Raw genomic sequence first — 19972 nt, 5'->3', positions numbered from 1 at the left:
CGTCAGCGTCCACGGCGACAGCGGTGCGCGCCACTGCGCGTCGTAGCCGCGCACGACGTCGCCGTGGCCGTAGATCAGCACGGTCGGCAGCGCGTCGTCTTCGTGGCGCGAGGCGAGCAGGAACGGGCCGCCGCCGTCGACGGGATTGTCGACGATCCGCGACGTGAATCCGAGGCGCGCGGCTTCGGGGGCGATCTCGTCGGTCAGGTAGGCGCGCAGCGCGGCTTCGTTGCCGCTGTCCTGGCTTTCGGTGCGCAGGCCGACGCGGCGGCTCAGGGTCGTGAAGAACGCACCGGATTCGAATTGGTTCAGCGCGTGCTGGATGGCGGCGGTACGGCTCAAGTCGTGTCTCCTCTGTCGGGTTCGCTGCACGCGCCGGATCGTGCATGCAGCGTGAAGTGCGATCGATTCTAGAAAGCCGTTTTTTTTGTCACAATGATCGAATTTCGAACCTTTCCTTGCCGAAAAGGCAAAGCAGCGCGGCCGGCAGCCGGGCGGAGACAGAACGATGGCGGCTTTCCTGCATGGCCTGGCGTTGCGGTATTTCGTCGAAGTGGCGCGCACCGGCTCGATCAGCGACGCGTCCGCGCGGCTGCACGTGGCGGTATCGGCGATCAGCCGTCAAATCGCGAAACTCGAGAGCGAGCTCGGCGCACCGCTGTTCGAGCGCCGGCCGCGCGGGATGGCGCTGTCGGAGGCCGGCGAGCGGCTCCTGGCGTTCGCGCAGCGCAGTCTGCTGGAGGCCGAGCACGTGATGAAGGACATCGGCGGGCTCGATGCGCTGCACGGCAGCCTGCTGAAGATCGCGTGCTCGGAAGGGTTCGCGATCGACTTTCTGCCCGGCACGCTCGCCAGCTTCAAGGCGCGCCATCCAGGCGTCGATTTCTCCGTGTGGGTGGTGTCGCCGGCGGACGCGACGCGGCGTGTGCGCGACGGCGATGTGGACATCGCATTGAGCTTCAGCCTCGCGCCGGAGAAGGGCGTGCGCGTCGACCACACCGAGCGCGCGCCGATCTTCGCGCTGGTGCGGCACGACCATCCGCTCGCGACGCGAGAAATGGTGTCGCTCGCCGATGTCGCGCGTCACCCGCACGTGCTGCCCGAGGCCGGCACGACGGTGCGCCAGCTGATCGACATCGCATGCGCGCTCGACGGGCTGCTGCTCGAGCCCGAACTGACGAGCAACAACACGGCGGCGATGTACGGCTACGCACGGCGCACGGGCGCGGTGATGTTCACGGGGCTGCTGTCGGTGCGCGACCGCTGCGCCGCTGACGGCTTCGTCGTCGTGCCCGTGACGAACCCGCAGCTGCGCGAGCGCAGCATCCAGGTGCAGACGATGGCGGGGCGCGATCTGCCCGCGTCGGTTCGCGCGTTCCGCGACCATCTGATCGACGCGATGCAGGCCGCCTCGGCGCCGCCGACTGTCGCGCGCGGCCCGAGACGCCGGCCCGTGAGATAATCGTCAATCCGCCTTCCGTGCCCATGCGGCTCATCGAGCCGCATCGCCCCTGTTCGACGCCAAATTGAAGAACCTGATTGTCACCCTCGATCGCGCCGGCGAGTTCGACGAGATCATCGACGTGCGCACGCCGCTCGAGTTCGCCGAGGATCATATTCCCGGCGCGCTGAACGCGCCCGTACTCAGCAACGAGGAGCGCGTGCTCGTCGGTACGATGTACCGCCAGGTGTCGCCGTACGAGGCGACGCGCGTCGGTGCGGCCATCGTCGCGCGCAACATCGCGCGCCATCTCGACACGACGTTCGCCGACCGGCCGCGCAACTGGCGGCCGCTGATTTACTGCTGGCGCGGCGGCAAGCGCTCCGGCTCGATGACGACCTGGTTCAACCTGATCGGCTGGAAGGCGCGCCAGCTCGACGGCGGCTACAAGGCGTACCGCCAGTCGGTGTGCGCGACGCTCGACTCGCTGCCGACGCGCTTTCGCTACATCGCGCTCGTCGGCCATACGGGCTGCGGCAAGACGCGCCTGCTGAACGCACTGGGCGACGTGGGCGCCCAGACGCTCGATCTCGAGGCGCTCGCGTGCCATCGCGGTTCGCTGCTCGGCGCGCTGCCGGGCAAGACGCAGCCGGCGCAGAAGGGGTTCGACTCCGGGCTCGTCGAAACACTTGGACGTTTCGACCCCGAATGGCCGGTGTTCGTCGAGTCGGAAAGCCGCAGGATCGGGCTCGTGCAGTTGCCGATCGCGTTGATCGACGCGTTTCACGCGGGGCCGTGGGTGCATGTCGACGCGGCGCACGACGAGCGCATCGCGTTCCTCCTCGACGATTACGCGCACCTGTTCGACGAACCGGACGCGTTCAAGGCGCAGCTCCATCGGCTGATCGGACTGCATAGCCGCGAACAGGTCACGCACTGGAAGGCGCTGATCGATGCAGACGCGCGGGCCGAACTATTCACCGAGCTGATCGACAAGCATTACGATCCCGCCTATGCGCGCACCTATCGCGCGACGTACAACAAGCCGAACCGGGCGCTGACGTTCACGTTCCGGCCCAACGCCGCCGACGGGCGCGATCAGGCGCGTGCGCTGCTGGCCGAACTCGCGCAAGTCGGGCTGCCCGCATCGGCCGCGCTCGCCGCCGGCGCGCAATCCGCAACCGAACAAGACCAACCGACCACCACACGATGACGACCACACGCACCCAACCCAGTCCGGCCCTTGGCTGGATGACCTTCCTGCTGATCGCGGTCGCGGGCCTGTTCTATGTGAAATGGTTCCCGTACTACAACAAGGCGTTCGTTGCCGCCGAGCATCATTCGATCGGCCAGTCGATCCTGATGGGCACGTCGGCGACCGCGCCCGAGCCGTCGCTGAAGGCCGCGCTCGACTATGCGTTGGCGTACGGCAAGGCGATCTGGCAGGCGATGGTGCTGGGCCTGCTGCTCGGTTCGGCCGTGCAGGCGCTGCTGCCCGCGCACTGGGTCGCGCGCGTGCTCGGCCGCACCGGCTTCGGCAGCGTTGCCGCGGGCGGCCTGCTGTCGCTGCCCGGCATGATGTGCACGTGCTGCGCGGCGCCGGTCGTCGCGGGGCTGCGTGCGCGCCATGCATCGCCGGGTGGTGCGGTCGCGTTCTGGCTCGGCAACACGGTGCTGAACCCGGCGGCGCTGGTCTTCATGGGCTTCGTGCTCGGCTGGCACTGGAGCGCGCTGCGCCTCGTGCTCGGCGTCGCGATGGTGTTCGGGATCGGCTATCTGCTGAACCGCATCGCACGCCCGGAAGACCGCAGCATCGACGATGCCCAGCTCGCCGCGCTGGCGGCCGAGCAGGCCGCGGCCGGCAATCCTCTCGTCCGCTGGATGAAGCTGCTGGCGCGCATGGCCGTGCGGCTCGTGCCCGAATACATCGTGCTCGTGCTGCTGCTCGGCGCCGCGCGTGCGTGGCTGTTCCCGCATATCGGTCCGGACATCGGCAATCATCTCGGCTGGATCGTCGCGTTCGCGGTCGCGGGCATGCTGTTCGTGATCCCGACGGCCGGCGAGGTGCCGATCATCCAGGCAATGCTGTCGCTCGGCATGGGCGTCGGCCCGGCCGCCGCGCTGCTGATGACGCTGCCGCCGATCAGCGTGCCGTCGCTCGCGATGCTCGCGCGTTCGTTCAAGCCTTACATGCTGGCCATCGTCGCGATCCTCGTCGTCGTGTTCGGGATCGCGAGCGGCCTGCTCGCGATCGCGCTCGGGTTCTGACGCGCGCAAGCGGCGCGCCAGCAGGGCGCAATCGTCGTATTCATCCGGCGCCGCCGCTTCAGGCGTGCGGCGCCATTTACAAGAAGCAAACAGGAAAACGCATGACCCAACCGAAGATCCATCCTCGACTCGAAAAGGCGCTGACGCGCGGTGATCTCGCGATCCGCCAGGCCAATTCCGCGCGGGCGACTGCCGTGCTGAACGCACTCGGCACGATGATCATCGAGGCCTCCGCAACGATCGGCGTCGACGCCAGCATCGACATTCCGCAAGGCGACCGCATTTACGATCCGGTCAACGGTCTTTGGCCGCAGAAGATGCTGGTGTCGTTCGACGGCCCGGTGGACGAAGCCGACAAGGAAGAGTTGCGCTCGGTCTATCTGGTTGCCGACGATCCGGGCACGCAGTTCCGCGTCGAATGGCATCGCGCGGACGGCAAGCTCGGCCGCCAGGAAGGTGGCCCGCTCGCGACCGTCGCGTTCCTGACCGACGTCGAAATCCCGTGGAGCGACGACGACGAGTAACGTCGTCGCATGAAGCCGGCGCCAGATGCGCCGGCTGTCAGCGCATCATCCGCCGCCGGAACAGCCACGCGGACAGCAGGAATCCGCCGACCGCGTAACCGGCGAGCACCGCGACATGCAGCGCGACGTCGGTCGCCGGCCGGCCGAGCATCGCGGGCCGGATCAGTTCAACGGCATTCGCGAGCGGCAGCGCTTGCGCCGCGTGCTGCGCGATCGGCGGCAGCTGCGTGGTCGGGAAGAATACGCCCGACAGCAGCAGCATCGGCGTCAGCACGAGCGTCTGATAAAACATGAAGAAATCGTAGGACGGCGCGAGCGCCGTGACGATCATCGCGATGCTTGCAAACGCGAGGCCCGCGAGCGCGATCACGGGCAGCGCCACGAGCATCGACGGAAACTGCGCATAGCCGAGCGCCCCCGCGACGAGCATGATCGCAGCCCCCGAAAGCATCGCCTTGCTGGCTCCCCAGACGATCTCGCCGAGCACGATGTCGCCGAGCGCGAGCGGCGTATGCATGATCGCTTCCCACGTGCGCTGTACGTGCATCCGCGAGAATCCCGAATACATCGACTCGAAACTCGCGGACATCATCACGCTCGACCCGACCGTGCCGGCCGCGAGGAACGCGATATACGACACGCCGTCGACACGGCCGAGCATCAGCCCGAGCCCGAACCCCAACCCGAACAGATAGATCATCGGATCGGCAAGATTGCCGAACATCGACGCGAGCGCGAGCTTGCGCCAGACGAGATAGTTGCGCCGCCAGACGGCGATCCAGTTGGTCGCGTTCGCGGGCATCGCGATCGCGAAACGTGACACGCGCGGTGGTGCCGACGGTGCGGCGGCGGAATAGTTGCGGACGTCCATGATCGATCAGTCCTGCATTTCGCGGCCCGTGAGCCGCAGGAACACATCTTCAAGATTGGCCGGGCGATGCAGATAGCGCAACCCCGTGCGACCCTTGAGTCGCGCACTGAGCGGTTCCGGGTCGCTCACGTAGCAGAACAGCGTCTCGCCGCTGATCTCGGTGTGCTTCGCGAACGCCGACAGCTCGTCGCGCAGTGTGGCCGGGTCGGGCCCGTAGATCTCGATCACGTCGCAGCCGATCTCCGATTCGATCAGCGCGTGCGGCGCGCCTTCGGCGATCTTGCGGCCTTCCTCGATCACGCACAGGCGGTCGCACAGGCGCTCGGCTTCTTCCATGAAGTGCGTGGTGATCAGGATCGTCTTGCCGCGCGCGAGCAGCGAGCGCAGGCGTTCCCACATGAGGTGACGCGCCTGCGGGTCGAGGCCCGTCGTCGGCTCGTCGAGCACCAGCACATCGGGATCGTTGACGAGCGCGCGGGCCAGCGTCAGGCGGCGCTTCATGCCGCCCGACAACTCGCCGACCTTCGCATCGGCCTTGTTCTCGAGCTTCGCGAATTCGAGCAGCGGCTTCACGAGCGCCTGCGCAGCCTGCGCCGACATGCCGAAATAGCGGCTGAACACGAGCAGGTTCTCGCGCACGGTGAAGTCGGGGTCGAGATTGTCGAACTGCGGGACGACCCCGACGCGCTGGCGCGCATGCCGTGCACGCGATGGAACCGGTTCGCCGCAGAGCGAAATGGTGCCGGCATCGGGATGCGTGAGGCCGAGCAGCATTTTCAGCGTGGTGGTCTTGCCGGCGCCGTTCGGCCCGAGCAGGCCGTAGCATTCGCCAGCCTGGACGGTGAAGGACAGGCCGTTGACGACGAGCTTGTCGCCATAGTGCTTTGCGACGTTCCTGAAATCGATCGGTGCAACGGACATGGGCATGTTGTCGTTGTAAGCGGGCGCGGAAGCGTTCGGCTGCCGGATACGTGGCCGATTGACGAACCGATCGGACGATTGCGTGTCACACGGGCATGACCGAAGCGCACGACGCCGGCGCCTGATGGCCCGCTGGAGTACGAACGGGCCATTCTAGTGCATCGGTTGCGTCTCTTCAGGGCATGCCTGCACGGTGCGATGCATGCGCGCACCGATCGTGCACTGCATCATCGCGCACGAGCCGAGCGGGGCGAATCAGCGTTTTCCATCCCTTGCGTCCTGAATTGCGGCGCACCATGATGAATGCGTAGGCTCGTTGTTGCGATAGGGAGGTTTCATGGCTAGCTACAACAAGATTTTGCTGTGTTACGACGGCACGCTCGAAGGACGCAAGGCACTGCGCTGCGGCGCCAACCTCGCGATGGACCTGAAAGCCGAGACGCATTTGCTGTCGGTGGTCGACATGCGCTCGAGCATTGCACAAAGCGCAGGTTTGCTGACCGACGTCGCGTGCGGCCGGTTCGAGGAAACCGCGCGTGAAATCCTGCAGGAAGGGGTGAACTGGTTGCGCGAGCGCGGCGTGCAGGCCGAAGGCCATTTCGCGTTCGGCTATCCGATCGACGAAATCGCGAATCTCGCGACGGAGCTGCAGGCTGACCTCGTCGTCGTCGGCCATCGGTGCCGCAGCGGACTGTCGAGATGGTGGATGGGCTCGGGCAATACGCAACTGCTCGATCGCGTGAACTGCAGCATTCTGGTGGCATGTTCGTCAGCGCAGGAGCAGAAGGCCGAAATCGCGCGCGAGCGTGAAGCGGCCACGGCGAACGGCAAATGATCCAATGATTCGATGACTGCCTGACCGGCGAGTCGCGCCGGTCAGGCGTCGCGCCACGTCCGTGGCGCGCGTGCCGACCACGGCCACCCAAGGCCTGTCAGGCGTGCAGATCGATTGCGGACAACTTCCACGAGAACAGGCCGAAGCGGTGGAATATCGCCGCATAGCGCGTGCCGTCGGCACTGCGCTGGTAGGTCACGACGAATTCATCGATATTCCGGTAGCCGGCACTGGTTTGCTGCTGGTGCGGCGCATGCGTTGCATCGACCGGGCTGGCCGGTGCGGCAGCGGCGGGTGGTTGCGATGACGCAGCCGTGGTGGCCGCGTTGCTGCCCGAAGCGGCTGCGCTCGACGGAGCCGGATTGGCCGCTGGCGCGGCCGGCGTGTCGCCTGGGGTATTGCTGCCTGGCGGCAGATTCGACCATTCGGGTGGCCGCTCGCCCGGATTGCCACGCGGTGGCAAGCCGCTCATCAGCGCCGCCACGCCCTCCGGGGTGGCGTACGCATCGACCAGCGGGCCGATCAGTGCCGACCCGATCAGAGCGCCGATCACCGCGAACGGATTGTTCTTCTTCACCGCGTCGATCCGGCGCATCAACTCTTCCGTGACCTGCTGCTTCAGGCTGATGCGCAACGACGGGAAATCGACATACTCACTGATGGCCTGCGCATCGCGCGCATCGATCGCCGATTTCAGGCGACCGAGCGCGACGTACGGCGACGCGTACGCATAGCCGATCGCCGCAATGATGGCGACGGCCAGCACGACGATCAGCAAGGGCTTGAGCCGCCAGGCGCGGCTCGAAGATCCGGTCACGTTGCCTCCGGTGCGGGGATGTTCCGCAATCAGAGACCGCCTGGCGTGGCCGATCGTTCCTCTGCGATGCAGCGATCGATCATCCGGCACACGGCATCGATCGTGCCGACCATGATCAGGCGCGACCGGCCGTGATAGACGCGCACCGGCGCGCGGCGCGCGGGTTCGGCGTGATTCAGGCCGGCGTTCAGCGATACCCGCGCGAAAGCGGGCAGCGCCGACGGCAGCAGGGACGCCTGCCGTTCGACTGCGACTTCTTCTTGCACAACAGGCGCCGCCGCGGACAGCGGTGCGCAGGGCGTGCGGCCGCGCAGGTGACGCAGGCGACCGAATTGACGGAAAGGCAGCAAACGGGCAAGGCGTTCCATGATGTTCTCCTCAGCGAGACGGAATGTCAGAGTTCGCCCGAGCGGATCAGCCCGACGGCGATGCCTTCCAGCGCGAATTCCGCGCTGCCGGCCTTGACGAAGATGTTTTCGTAATCCGGGTTCTCCGCGATCAGCTCGAGACCGCCAGGCCGGCGCATCAGGCGCTTGACCGTGACGTCGTCGCCGAGACGCGCGACGATGATCTGGCCGTCCTTTGCTTCCGTGCGCTTCTGCACGGCGAGGAGATCGCCGTCGAGAATGCCGGCGTCGCGCATCGACAGGCCGCGCACCTTCAGCAGGTAGTCGGGCTTGCTGGAGAACAGCGCGGGATCGCACGCGTAATGCTGCGAGATGTGCTCCTGCGCAAGGATCGGGCTACCGGCTGCCACGCGGCCGACGAGCGGCAGCGACAGCTGCATCAGGCCGGCGTGCGGCAGCGTGAACTGGTGCGGGGCATCGTCGATGCCGAGCAGCCGGATGCCGCGGGACGCACCGGCGGCCAGCTCGATCACACCCTTGCGCGCGAGCGCGCGCAGGTGCTCCTCGGCCGCATTCGGCGAGCTGAAGCCCAGTTCGGCCGCGATCTCGGCACGGGTGGGCGGGAATCCGGAGCGCTCGATCGCGCGACGGATCAAGTCGAACACTTGCTGCTGACGGGCGGTGAGTTTGGTCATGGCTCAACTGTATGGATAGACAGTGAGCTGTATTTTTATACAGTAGTTCGCGAATTTCAAGTGTTACGTGAGGTTCGACGCGATCACGCCGGTTCCGGCGCGATTTCGCGACGTCCGGACGCCGGTTTATCTGCCGCAACCGTCCGTCCCGTCTGCGTTAGCACTTTTGAGTATTAAAAAATGAGGAACGATTATTTTTAATCATGTAACCCGTTCGTTAGACTGGCCCGACATCGCAATACCGACAACACTGGAGAACCAAGGATGGGCAAGCGCAACACGGGGCTGGTGGGCGGAGTGGGCCGCCTGATTGCAACACTCGCGCTGGGCGCGGCGGCGGCGCTGGGCGTCGCGACGCACGCGCAGGCCGATACGACCTTCCTGAACGTGTCGTACGACCCGACGCGCGAGCTGTATCAGGACTTCAATCAGGCGTTCGGCAAGGAGTGGAAGGCGAAGACGGGCGAGACCGTCAACTTCAAGCAGTCGCACGGCGGTTCGGGCGCGCAGGCGCGCTCGGTGCTCGACGGCCTGCAGGCCGACGTCGTCACGCTGGCGCTCGCGTACGACATCGATGCGCTCGCCAACAAGGGGCTCGTCAACAAGGACTGGCAGAAGCGCCTGCCCGACAACGCATCGCCGTACACGTCGACGATCGTGTTCCTGGTGCGCAAGGGCAACCCGAAGGGGATCAAGGACTGGGACGACCTGACCAAGCCGGGCATCTCGATCGTCACGCCGAATCCGAAGACGTCGGGCGGCGCGCGCTGGAACTACCTGGCCGCATGGGCGTACGCGGTGCACAAGCCGGGCGGCAACGAGCAAACGGCGAAGGAATTCGTCACGAAGCTTTACAAGAACGCAGGCGTGCTCGATTCGGGCGCGCGCGGCGCGACCACGAGCTTCGTGCAGCGCGGGATCGGCGACGTGCTGATCGCATGGGAAAACGAGGCCTTCCTGTCGGTCAAGGAGTTCGGCACCGACAAGTTCGAGATCGTCGTGCCGTCGGTGAGCATCCTGGCCGAGCCGCCCGTCGCGGTGGTGGACAAGGTGGTCGACAAGAAGGGCACGCGCAAGCTGGCCGATGCCTACCTGAACTTCCTGTACAGCCCGCAGGGCCAGGAGATCGCGGCGCGCAACTACTACCGGCCGCGTTCGAAGAACGTGCCGGCGGAGCTGACGAAGCAGTTCCCGAAGCTGAAGCTGTACACGGTCGACGATACCTTCGGCGGCTGGACGAATGCGCAGAAGACGCATTTCGCGGACGGCGGCGTGTTCGATTCGATTTACAAGCCGCAGTAACGCCATAACGACAGCGGCGCGCCACGACAGCGCGCCGCATCCCCGACGGCTCGCCGGCGCGATTCACTGCGCCGGCGTTTGCGTCGGACCCATGAGCAGCATCGACCCAGCAAGAGCATCCGATGACGACGTACACCTTTCGCAAGCCGAGCGCGCTGCCCGGTTTCGGCGTGACGCTAGGCATCACGGTGGCCTATTTGAGCCTCGTGGTGCTGATACCGCTCGCCGCCACGTTCCTGAAGACCGCGACGCTGTCGTGGGACCAGTTCGTCACCGCCGTCACGTCGCCGCGCGTGCTCGCGTCGTACCGGCTGACGTTCACGTCCGCGCTCGGCGGCGCGCTGATCAACGCCGTGTTCGGCTTTCTCGTCGCGTGGGTGCTCGTGCGCTACACGTTCCCGTTCAAGCGGCTCGTCGATGCGATCGTCGACCTGCCGTTTGCACTCCCGACGTCGGTCGCCGGCATTTCGCTCGCGGCCGTTTACGCGACCAACGGCTGGGTCGGCCAGTATCTCGCGCCGCTCGGCATCAAGATCGCGTTCACGCCGGCCGGCGTGCTGGTCGCGCTGACCTTCATCGGGCTGCCGTTCGTCGTGCGCACGGTGCAGCCAGTGCTCGAGGATTTCGAGCGCGAGCAGGAAGAGGCCGCCGCGTGCCTCGGCGCGTCGCGCTGGCTGACGTTCCGTCGCGTCGTGCTGCCGGCCGTGCTGCCGGCGCTCCTCACCGGTTTCGCACTCGCGTTCGCGCGCGCGCTCGGCGAATACGGTTCGGTGATCTTCATCGCCGGCAACGTGCCGATGAAATCCGAGATCACGTCGTTGCTCATCATCACGAAGCTCGAGCAGTACGACTACGCGGGCGCGACCGCGCTTGCAGTCGTGATGCTCGTCGTGTCGTTCCTGATGCTGCTGTTGATCAACACGCTGCAGTGGTATTTGCAGCGCCGCACGAGCAAGGGCGCGAGCGGCCCCGCGCCCGCCACCGTCACCGCCATCCCGGCAGGAGGCCAGCAATGAGCCAGGAGGCCACCGTCGTGCTGAAAACCCCGTCTGCGGACGCGCAAGGGCGCGCCGCGAAACGGCTCGACCCCGTCAGCGAGTCGCGCGTCGTGCGCTGGCTGCTCACGGGCATCGCGCTGGCGTTCCTCGCGTTCTTCCTCGTCGTGCCGCTCGCCGCGGTGTTTGTCGAGGCGCTGAGAAAGGGCGTCGGCTTCTATCTCGAATCGCTGGCCGATCCCGATGCGTGGTCGGCGATCAAGCTGACGCTGACCGTCGCCGCGATCGCCGTGCCGCTGAATCTCGTGTTCGGCGTGTGCGCTTCGTGGGCGATCGCGAAATTCGAATTCCGCGGCAAGGCGTTGCTGACGACGCTGATCGACCTGCCGTTCTCGGTGTCGCCGGTGATCTCGGGCCTCGTGTACGTGCTGCTGTTCGGCGCGCAGGGCTGGCTCGGGCCGTGGTTGCAGGATCACGACGTGCAAATCATTTTTGCGGTGCCGGGCATCGTGCTCGCGACGATCTTCGTCACGTTCCCGTTCGTTGCGCGCGAACTGATTCCGCTGATGCAGGCGCAAGGCACGGACGAGGAAGAAGCCGCGCGCGTGCTGGGTGCATCCGGCTGGCAGATTTTCCGCCGCGTAACGCTGCCGAACGTGAAGTGGGGCCTGCTGTACGGCGTGATCCTGTGTAATGCGCGCGCGATGGGCGAGTTCGGCGCGGTGTCGGTCGTGTCCGGCCACATCCGCGGCCAGACCGACACGATGCCGCTGCACGTCGAGATCCTGTACAACGAATACAACTTCGCGGCGGCGTTCGCGGTGGCGTCGGTGCTGGCGCTGCTCGCGCTCGTCACGCTCGCGCTGAAGCTGCTCGCCGAGCGCCATCTCGCCGCCGAACTGGCGGGCGCGCGCGACACCGTTCCCGCACATGCCGGCCCCGTCGCCGCCGTTTCGTCGAAATCGTAAAGAGGCAACCAGAATGGGTATCACCGTCCGTAACCTTCAGAAGCGCTTCGGCGATTTCACGGCGCTCGACAACGTATCGCTCGACTTCCCGCCCGGCGAGCTGGTCGCGCTGCTCGGGCCGTCCGGCTGCGGCAAGACCACGCTGCTGCGCGTGATCGCGGGCCTCGAGCACGCGGATGCCGGCCAAGTGGTGCTGCAGGGGCTCGACGTCGCGTCGGTCGGCGCGCGCGACCGCCAGGTCGGTTTCGTGTTCCAGCACTACGCATTGTTCCGCCACATGACGGTTTTCGAGAACGTCGCGTTCGGGTTGCGCGTGAAGCCGCGCCGCGAGCGGCCGTCGGAAAGCGCGATCCGCGACAAGGTGCACGAGCTGCTGAAGCTCGTGCAGCTCGACTGGCTCGCGCAGCGCTATCCGTCCGAGCTGTCGGGCGGCCAGCGCCAGCGCATCGCGCTCGCCCGAGCGCTCGCGGTCGAACCGAAGGTGCTGCTGCTCGACGAGCCGTTCGGCGCGCTCGACGCGAAGGTCCGCAAGGAATTGCGCGGCTGGCTGCGTCGTCTGCACGACGACCTGCACATCTCGACGATCTTCGTCACGCACGACCAGGAGGAGGCGCTGGAAGTCGCGGACCGCATCGTCGTGCTGAATCGCGGCCACGTCGAGCAGGTCGGCAGCCCGCAGGACGTCTACGATCATCCGCAGAGCGCGTTCGTCTACGAGTTCCTCGGCGCCGCGAACCGGCTGCCGGGCACGGTCGCCGGGCGTGGCTTCGTCGCCGAGGGGGCAGCTGCGCCGATCGAGGTCGACGCCGATTTCGCCGGCCCCGCGAACGCCTATGTGCGCCCGCACGACCTGCAGCTGTGGCCGGTGGGTGAAGGGCACCGCGACGGCATCGCGGTGGACGTGCGCCGCGTGATTCCGCTCGGCGGGTCGGTGCGCGTGGAGCTCGAGGCGCGTGCGGGCGGTGCGCTCGAGGCGGAACTCGATCGCGATGCGTGGCGGGCGCTGTCGCTGCAGGTCGGCGATGGTGCGACCGCCGTGCCGCGTGCTGTAAGGGTGTTTCCCGCGCGTTAACGCAAGAATGCAGGGCAGGGGGCGCAAATTGCTCCGATTCAATAATCAAACAACGACAGCCTAAGAGGCATACCCATGAATTTTCAGCAATTGCGGTTCGTGCGCGAAGCGGTGCGCCAGAACATGAACCTGACGGAAGTCGCGAACGTGCTGTACACGTCGCAGTCGGGCGTGTCGAAGCAGATCAAGGATCTCGAGGATGAGCTGGGCGTCGACATCTTCATCCGGCGCGGCAAGCGGCTGACGGGGCTCACGGAGCCCGGCAAGGCCGTGCACCAGCTGATCGAGCGGATGCTGCTCGACGCCGAGAACCTGCGCCGCGTCGCGCGCCAGTTCGCCGACCAGGACAGCGGCCACCTCGTCGTCGCGACGACGCACACGCAGGCGCGCTACGCGCTGCCGAAGGTGATCCGCCAGTTCACCGACGTGTTCCCGAAGGTGCATCTCGCGCTGCGCCAGGGCAGCCCGCAGCAGATCGCGCAGATGATCCTGAACGGCGAGGCCGATCTCGGCATCTCGACCGAGGCGCTCGACCGCTATCCGGACATCGTCACGTTCCCGTGCTATTCGTGGCACCACACGGTCGTCGTGCCGAAGGGCCATCCGCTCGTCGGCCGCGAGAACCTGACGCTCGAGGAAATCGCCGAGTATCCGATCATCACGTACGACCAGGACTTCACGGGCCGCTCGCATATCGACCAGGCATTCACGCAGGCGGGCGCCGTGCCCGACGTCGTGCTGACCGCGATCGACGCGGACGTGATCAAGACGTATGTCGAGCTCGGAATGGGGATCGGCGTGGTCGCGGCGATGGCCTACGATCCGCAACGCGACACGGGGCTCGTCGCGCTCGATACGCAGCACCTGTTCGAAGCGAGCACGACGCGGGTCGGGCTGCGCAAGGGCGCGTTCCTGCGCGCATATGCATACCGGCTGATCGAGATGTTCGCGCCGCACCTGAACGAAGCGGAAATCGCGGGGCTGTTGCGCGAAGCCGTTTGACGACAGCGCGTCGTGCGCCATCCGCGCGATCACCGCGGATGGCGCGACGAACCTGCGCGGGTCGTCATGTATTGGGCAGCGGCCGGCGATCTGCCGCTGCCTTGGTGGTTCGACTCACTGAATCATCGACCGCCATCGCCGTTTCCCGCCCGATTCTTCGCCGCCAGCGGCGAACGACATATATTTGGTTGCCAGCACAACGACAAGAACAAGACGGTGCGCGTGTACACCGCGTTTCGGTTTCGGCCATCTGCCATATCGAGCGATCTATTGGCCGGCAAATGTGATTCAATGCGTGTGAATGCGGGGTGACGCGCGTTCGGGCCGTCCCTTGGTCGCCATCGTGACCGGCCGGATCGTACCGGCGACGCAACGCGCAACACCGGGACGAAGTGCGAAAAGCGAAGCCGGCAGCCCGTCCACCTTCACAAAACAATGCACGCGGATTGTCGGTCCCGACACACTCGGAGACATATCGCGCAGCACGCAACACGCGTGACGAAGAGGTAAACAATGAATCTGAAATGGTTTCTCTTTTCCTTCGACGGCCGGATCGGGCGCCTGCCGTGGTGGATCTACGCGCTGGTTTCCACGGTGCTCAGCGCGATTTTCGATGCGGGTTCCCGCGGCGCACCGGAGGACGATCTGCCGCTGCTGGCGATGCTGGTGCTCGTAGTCATCGCGGTTGTCGCGGTGTGGTCGTCGATTGCGGTCGGCGTGAAGCGGCTGCACGACATCGACAAGTCGGGATGGTGGATGCTGCTGCTGTTCGTGCCGATCGTCGGCGCGCTCGCGTTGTTGGTGATGAACGGCTTCATCGCCGGCACGCCGCACGCAAACCGATTCGGCGAGCCGCCGTCGGCCGATGAAGACGAGCCGGCGCCGCAGGACCCGGCGTGACACACGCTCCGAATAAACCCTTAAATATTGATCAGACAGGTTGCGCGCCGACACGAATCGGTACAGCATAGCCTTCACTCCGCCGGCGTCCCGCCGGCGGCGGCGCGTAAACGACAGCACGCGCCAGGCAGTCGGCCGTCTGCCTCGCTTCCATTCCGTGGTACCGACAGCAGCATCGATGGCCATTGCCCGGGTAGTGTGGCGCAAACGTTTGCTCGCATTAAAACAACAGTCAAACAATAGTCCGGCCCGTGGGGCCAGTCGCCAGGAGATGTGTATGAATGTCCTCTTTCGCCGTCGCTTCCTGACCGCCGCGCTCGCCGCCGTCGCGGTCGCTGCCGCACCGGCCGTCCACGCGCAATCGGCTGGCAAGCCGAAGGTCGCGCTCGTGATGAAGTCGCTCGCCAACGAGTTCTTCCTGACGATGGAAACGGGCGCGAAGGAATACCAGAAACACAACGCGGGTCAGTTCGACCTGATCACCAATGGCATCAAGGACGAGACCGACACCGCGAACCAGATCCGCATCGTCGAGCAGATGATCGTGTCGAAGGTCGACGCGATCGTGCTCGCGCCGGCCGATTCGAAGGCGCTCGTGCCGGTCGTGAAGAAGGCGGTCGACGCGGGCATCATCGTTGTGAACATCGACAACCGGCTCGATCCCGACGTGCTGAAGTCGAAGAACCTGAACGTGCCGTTCGTCGGCCCGGACAACCGCAAGGGCGCGCGCAAGATCGGCGACTACCTCGCGAAGCGGCTGAAGGCGGGCGACCAGGTCGGCATCGTCGAAGGCGTGTCGACGACGACCAATGCGCAGCAGCGCACGGCCGGCTTCCAGGATGCGATGAAGGCGGGCGGGATGAAGGTCGTGTCGGTGCAGTCCGGCGAATGGGAAATCGACAAGGGCAATGCGGTCGCTGCCGCGATGCTCAACGAATATCCGAACCTGAAGGCGCTGCTGTGCGGCAACGACAACATGGCGATCGGCGCCGTGTCGGCCGTGCGCGCGGCCGGCAAGCAGGGCAAGGTGCTCGTGGTCGGCTACGACAACATCAACGCGATCAAGCCGATGCTGAAGGACGGCCGCGTGCTCGCGACCGCCGATCAGTACGCGGCGAAGCAGGCCGTGTTCGGTATCGACACGGCACTCAAGGCGATCGCCGAGCATCGCAAGCAGGCCGACATGTCGGGCGTGGTCGAGACGCCGGTGGATCTCGTGACGAAGTGACGCGGCCCCGATGCGGCCGCCGCCCTCAAGAATTTGGCGCGGCGGCCGTTATCCGGGGTGAGCGCGATCACGGCCACTGCATGCACATGCACTTGTGAGCGTCACACCCGCGCGCCGCGTGCGCGCGGCCGCAACCAGGATCGCGATGGACCCGACTTTCCAACCCTCCCGCGCAGCCACTCCCGTGCTGTCCGTATCCGGCATCGGCAAGACCTATGCCGAACCCGTGCTCGCCGACGTCACGCTGACGCTCGAGGCGGGCCACGCGCTTGCGTTGACGGGCGAGAACGGCGCCGGCAAGAGCACGCTGTCGAAGATCATCGGCGGGCTCGTCGAACCGACCGCCGGCACGATGCAGCTCGGCGGTCAGCCGTATGCGCCGGCGAGCCGCACGCAGGCCGAGGCACTCGGCGTGCGCATGGTGATGCAGGAGCTGAACCTGCTGCCGACCCTGACGGTTGCCGAAAACCTGTTCCTGAACCGTCTACCGCGACGTTTCGGGATCATCGATCGCGCGCGGCTGCGCGACGATGCACGGGCTGCGATGGCGCAGGTCGGGCTCGACACGGTCGATCCCGATACGCCGGTGGGCGCGCTCGGCATCGGCCACCAGCAGATGGTCGAGATCGCGCGCAACCTGATCGGCGACTGCCGCGTGCTGATCCTCGACGAACCCACCGCGATGCTGACCGCGCGTGAAGTCGAGCTGCTGTTCGAGCAGATCGACCGGCTGAAGGCGCGCGGCGTCGCGATCGTCTACATTTCGCACCGGCTCGAGGAGCTCGCGCGGGTCGCCGAGCGCGTCGCGGTGCTGCGCGATGGCCGGCTCGTCCATGCGGGCGACATGGCGGCGACGACGTCCGACGGGCTCGTCACGCTGATGGTCGGGCGCGAGATCGGCGAGCACATCGATCTCGGCGAGCGCCATATCGGCGCGCCGCGGCTCGTCGTGTCGGGCCTGAGCCGCGGGACGGCGGTGCGCGACGTGTCGCTCGAGGTGCGCGCGGGTGAGATCTTCGGCATCTCGGGGCTGATCGGCGCAGGGCGTACCGAATTGCTGCGGTTGATCTACGGCGCGGATGCGCCGGATGCGGGGACGATCGCGATCGGCCAGCCGCCGAAGCCGACGCGGATCGGTTCGCCCGTCGAGGCGGTGAAGCACGGCATCGCGCTGATCACCGAGGATCGCAAGGGCGAGGGACTGCTGCTGACGCAGTCGATCACCGCGAACGTGTCGCTCGGCCAGCTCGACCGGCTCGCGCGCGGCGGGATCGTCGACGGCGCGCGCGAAACGGCGCTCGCCGAGCAGCAGATCGACGCGCTGCGGATCCGTACGCACGGCGCGACGCAGGCGGTTGGCGAGCTGTCGGGCGGCAACCAGCAGAAGGTCGTGATCGGCCGCTGGCTGGCGCGCGACATGGGCGTGTTGCTGTTCGACGAGCCGACGCGCGGGATCGACGTCGGTGCAAAGTTCGAGATCTACACTTTGATGGGCGCGCTCGCGCGCGAAGGCCGCGCGCTCGTCGTCGTGTCGAGCGACCTGCGTGAACTGATGCTGATCTGCGACCGGATCGGCGTGATGTCGGCCGGCCGCATGACCGCCGTGTTCGAGCGCGGCAACTGGACCCAGGATGTGCTGCTGGCCGCGGCGTTCGCCGGCTTCGGCCGCGAGACGCCGCCGGGCGGCGCGCAGCATCCGGACGCGGGGCAGGCGCCAGGCGCCGCTCCGGGCACTTCGACGACAGGACGACAGCAATGACCCAGCCTCCCGTAACCCCGACCGACGCAGGCGCGCAGCAGGACGTGACGGGGCGCCGTGCGCGCACGCTGTCCGGCACGCGGCTCGGCCTGTCGAACTACCTCGGGCTCGCCGGCGCGCTCGCAGCGATGATTGCGCTGTTTTCGGTGCTGAGCTCGCACTTCCTGACCTACGATACGTTCAGCACGATCGCGAACCAGATTCCCGATCTCGTCGTGATGTCGGTCGGGATGACCTTCGTGCTGATCATCGCCGGGATCGACCTGTCGGTCGGCTCGGTCCTCGCGCTCGCCGCGTCGATGGTCAGCGTCGCCGCGCTGAAATGGCAGTGGGGGCCGCTGCCGGCCGCGCTGATCGGCATCGCGGTCGCGACCATTACAGGCGCGCTGACGGGCGCGGTCACGGTCGGCTGGCGAATCCCGTCGTTCATCGTGTCGCTCGGCGTGCTGGAGGCCGCGCGCGGCCTCGCATACCAGCTGACGAATTCGCGTACGGCCTACATCGGCGACGCGTTCGATTTCCTGTCGAATCCGATCGCGCTCGGCATCTCGCCGGCATTCCTGATCGCGGTCGCGGTGATGATCGCGGCCCAGTTCGTGCTGACGCGGACCGTGTTCGGACGCTATCTCGTCGGGATCGGCACGAACGAAGAAGCCGTTCGACTTGCCGGGGTTAACCCGAGGCCGTATAAAATTCTCGTATTCGCATTGATGGGCGCACTCGCAGGGCTTGCGTCGCTGTTCCAGATTTCGCGGCTCGAGGCGGCCGACCCGAATGCGGGTGTCGGCCTCGAACTGCAGGTGATCGCCGCCGTCGTGATTGGCGGCACGAGCCTGATGGGCGGGCGCGGTTCGGTGATCAGCACGTTCTTTGGCGTGTTGATCATCTCCGTGCTGGCCGCGGGGCTGGCGCAGATCGGCGCGAACGAGCCGACGAAACGGATCATCACCGGCGCGGTGATCGTGGTGGCGGTCGTGCTCGATACGTATCGCAGCCGGCGCACACGCGTGCGGTAGAAAGACAGACAGAACAGACCAGAGAGAAACGGGAAATGGCGACGATCAAGGATGTGGCGGCCATGGCGGGCGTGTCGTTTACGACCGTCTCGCACGTGGTGAACAATTCGCGGCCGGTGTCCGCGGATGTGCGTGCGAAGGTCGAGGGCGCAATCCGCGAGCTGAATTACGTGCCGTCGGCCGTGGCGCGCTCGCTGAAGGCGCGTGCGACGGCGACCATCGGCCTCGTCGTGCCGAACAGCACGAATCCGTACTTCGCGGAGCTTGCGCGCGGCATCGAGGATCAATGCGCGGCCAACGGCTATTGTGTGTTCTTCTGCAACTCGGACGACGATCCCGTCAAGCAGCGCAACTATCTGCGCGTGCTGCAGGAAAAGCGCATCGACGGGCTGATCGTGGCATCGGCCGGCGAGGATGCGGTGCTCGCGCAGACGCTTGCGGATATCCACGCACCGCTCGTCGTTGTCGACCGCAACATCGAGGGGCTTGCGGCCGACCTCGTGCAGATCGACCACGAGCGCGGTGCGTACCTGGCGACGCGCCATCTGCTCGAGCTCGGGCACGCGAAGATCGGCTGCATCACGGGGCCGACCGACACGGCGGTTAGCGCGATGCGCGTGCACGGCTTCATCCGTGCGATGGCCGAGCGCGGTGTCGACATCGTGCCGGGCGCGATCGCGGAAAGCGACTTCTCGTGCCTCGGCGGTTATCACGCGGCGTCGCGGCTGTTCGAATCGGTGCGGCCGAGCGCGATCTTCGCGGGCAACGACCTGATGGGCGTCGGCGCGCTGCGCGCGGCAGCCGAGCGCGGCATGCGCGTGCCCGATGACTGTTCGATCATCGGGTTCGACGACATCGAATTCTCCCGCTACACGTATCCGGCGCTGTCGACGGTCGGCCAGTCGGTGCGCGCGCTCGGCGAAATGGCCGCGCAGACGCTGATCGAGCGGATCGGTGGCGGCTCGACCGCCGTGCCGAGCCGCCGCCGCGTCGTGTCGCCGCGCCTCGTGA

At 66.5% G+C, this 19972-nt stretch carries 22 protein-coding genes and 1 pseudogene; 17 read left to right on the top strand and 6 right to left on the bottom strand.

The window, feature by feature from the left end; translation table 11 throughout:
* A pseudogene (locus tag G3N99_RS15775) lies at window positions 1-342 on the bottom strand (M20 peptidase family dipeptidase); the annotation flags it as partial.
* Between the two features lie 166 nt (window positions 343-508).
* Between G3N99_RS15775 and G3N99_RS15770 the strand changes: the two are divergent.
* From G3N99_RS15770 to G3N99_RS15755, 4 genes are all read left to right on the top strand, one after another.
* On the top strand, window positions 509-1462 hold the full coding sequence (locus G3N99_RS15770) for a LysR family transcriptional regulator (protein WP_206122853.1): 954 nt from the start codon (window positions 509-511) through the stop codon (window positions 1460-1462).
* A 64-nt stretch (window positions 1463-1526) separates the two neighbouring features.
* A complete protein-coding gene (gene mnmH, locus G3N99_RS15765; RefSeq protein WP_206122852.1) occupies window positions 1527-2654 on the top strand; it encodes a tRNA 2-selenouridine(34) synthase MnmH in 1128 nt (375 codons plus the stop codon).
* Window positions 2651-3709, top strand: a complete 1059-nt coding sequence (locus G3N99_RS15760; RefSeq protein ID WP_206122851.1) for a permease — start codon at window positions 2651-2653, stop codon at window positions 3707-3709. Before mnmH ends, G3N99_RS15760 begins: the two co-directional genes overlap by 4 nt.
* Before the next feature lie 101 nt (window positions 3710-3810).
* Window positions 3811-4233 carry a hypothetical protein gene (locus G3N99_RS15755; RefSeq protein ID WP_011351887.1) on the top strand — a complete coding sequence of 141 codons (423 nt, stop codon included), beginning with the start codon at window positions 3811-3813 and terminating at the stop codon, window positions 4231-4233.
* A 37-nt stretch (window positions 4234-4270) separates the two neighbouring features.
* On the opposite strand, the gene G3N99_RS15750 is transcribed toward G3N99_RS15755, so the two are convergent.
* Both G3N99_RS15750 and nodI read right to left on the bottom strand, forming a co-directional pair.
* Entirely contained in the window at window positions 4271-5104 is an 834-nt protein-coding gene (locus G3N99_RS15750; protein WP_174934268.1) for an ABC transporter permease, read from the bottom strand.
* A 6-nt stretch (window positions 5105-5110) separates the two neighbouring features.
* Window positions 5111-6025, bottom strand: a complete 915-nt coding sequence (gene nodI, locus G3N99_RS15745) for a nodulation factor ABC transporter ATP-binding protein NodI (RefSeq protein WP_174934266.1) — start codon at window positions 6023-6025, stop codon at window positions 5111-5113.
* A 337-nt stretch (window positions 6026-6362) separates the two neighbouring features.
* Here nodI and G3N99_RS15740 point away from each other — a divergent pair, with 337 nt between their 5' ends.
* Window positions 6363-6860, top strand: coding sequence for a universal stress protein (locus tag G3N99_RS15740; protein ID WP_011351890.1), 498 nt, complete (start codon window positions 6363-6365; stop codon window positions 6858-6860).
* Window positions 6861-6957: 97 nt separating this feature from the next.
* Here G3N99_RS15740 and G3N99_RS15735 read toward each other — a convergent pair whose 3' ends face one another.
* From G3N99_RS15735 to lexA, 3 genes are read right to left on the bottom strand one after another with little or no spacing between them, the layout of a single operon-like run.
* The gene (locus tag G3N99_RS15735) at window positions 6958-7677 is read right to left on the bottom strand and encodes a DUF2939 domain-containing protein (RefSeq protein ID WP_206122850.1); all 720 of its coding nucleotides are present in this window, start codon (window positions 7675-7677) and stop codon (window positions 6958-6960) included.
* A gap of 29 nt (window positions 7678-7706) precedes the next feature.
* A complete protein-coding gene (locus G3N99_RS15730) occupies window positions 7707-8045 on the bottom strand; it encodes a hypothetical protein (RefSeq protein ID WP_174934265.1) in 339 nt (112 codons plus the stop codon).
* Between the two features lie 26 nt (window positions 8046-8071).
* Window positions 8072-8719, bottom strand: coding sequence for a transcriptional repressor LexA (lexA, locus tag G3N99_RS15725; protein ID WP_009689103.1), 648 nt, complete (start codon window positions 8717-8719; stop codon window positions 8072-8074).
* Between lexA and G3N99_RS42555 the strand changes: the two genes are divergently transcribed.
* The 12 genes from G3N99_RS42555 to G3N99_RS15670 form a co-directional block, all read left to right on the top strand.
* On the top strand, window positions 8690-8896 hold the full coding sequence (locus G3N99_RS42555; protein ID WP_307873413.1) for a sodium:proton symporter: 207 nt from the start codon (window positions 8690-8692) through the stop codon (window positions 8894-8896). The two genes, lexA and G3N99_RS42555, sit on opposite strands and share 30 nt — an antisense overlap.
* Before the next feature lie 87 nt (window positions 8897-8983).
* Window positions 8984-10021, top strand: a complete 1038-nt coding sequence (locus G3N99_RS15720) for a sulfate ABC transporter substrate-binding protein (protein ID WP_011351893.1) — start codon at window positions 8984-8986, stop codon at window positions 10019-10021.
* A gap of 122 nt (window positions 10022-10143) precedes the next feature.
* Window positions 10144-11037, top strand: coding sequence for a sulfate ABC transporter permease subunit CysT (gene cysT / locus G3N99_RS15715; RefSeq protein ID WP_206122849.1), 894 nt, complete (start codon window positions 10144-10146; stop codon window positions 11035-11037).
* Window positions 11034-11984 carry a sulfate ABC transporter permease subunit CysW gene (cysW, locus tag G3N99_RS15710; RefSeq protein ID WP_174934261.1) on the top strand — a complete coding sequence of 317 codons (951 nt, stop codon included), beginning with the start codon at window positions 11034-11036 and terminating at the stop codon, window positions 11982-11984. Before cysT ends, cysW begins: the two co-directional genes overlap by 4 nt.
* 13 nt (window positions 11985-11997) lie before the next feature.
* Window positions 11998-13056 (top strand): sulfate ABC transporter ATP-binding protein, encoded by a 1059-nt coding sequence (locus G3N99_RS15705; protein WP_011351896.1) that lies wholly within the window; start codon window positions 11998-12000, stop codon window positions 13054-13056.
* Window positions 13057-13131: 75 nt separating this feature from the next.
* Window positions 13132-14058: a CysB family HTH-type transcriptional regulator gene (locus G3N99_RS15700; protein WP_006484201.1), complete on the top strand. Its 927-nt coding sequence runs from the start codon at window positions 13132-13134 to the stop codon at window positions 14056-14058.
* 12 nt (window positions 14059-14070) lie between these two features.
* A complete protein-coding gene (locus tag G3N99_RS15695; RefSeq protein WP_206122848.1) occupies window positions 14071-14370 on the top strand; it encodes a hypothetical protein in 300 nt (99 codons plus the stop codon).
* 201 nt (window positions 14371-14571) lie between these two features.
* Window positions 14572-14958 carry a DUF805 domain-containing protein gene (locus G3N99_RS15690; RefSeq protein ID WP_174934260.1) on the top strand — a complete coding sequence of 129 codons (387 nt, stop codon included), beginning with the start codon at window positions 14572-14574 and terminating at the stop codon, window positions 14956-14958.
* A 277-nt stretch (window positions 14959-15235) separates the two neighbouring features.
* Window positions 15236-16186, top strand: coding sequence for a sugar ABC transporter substrate-binding protein (locus G3N99_RS15685; RefSeq protein WP_011351899.1), 951 nt, complete (start codon window positions 15236-15238; stop codon window positions 16184-16186).
* 145 nt (window positions 16187-16331) lie between these two features.
* Complete coding sequence (locus tag G3N99_RS15680) at window positions 16332-17945, top strand: sugar ABC transporter ATP-binding protein (RefSeq protein WP_206122847.1); 1614 nt, start codon at window positions 16332-16334, stop codon at window positions 17943-17945.
* The gene (locus G3N99_RS15675) at window positions 17942-18961 is read left to right on the top strand and encodes an ABC transporter permease (RefSeq protein WP_039358738.1); all 1020 of its coding nucleotides are present in this window, start codon (window positions 17942-17944) and stop codon (window positions 18959-18961) included. The genes G3N99_RS15680 and G3N99_RS15675 overlap by 4 nt, the downstream gene beginning before the upstream one ends.
* 35 nt (window positions 18962-18996) lie before the next feature.
* Window positions 18997-19972 (top strand): LacI family DNA-binding transcriptional regulator (locus G3N99_RS15670; RefSeq protein WP_206122846.1); only part of this gene is annotated, 976 nt, incomplete at its 3' end.

The organism is Burkholderia sp. Ac-20392, assembly GCF_017104585.1.
GTDB lineage: Bacteria > Pseudomonadota > Gammaproteobacteria > Burkholderiales > Burkholderiaceae > Burkholderia > Burkholderia lata.
This window is presented reverse-complemented; position numbering and strand designations above follow the sequence as displayed.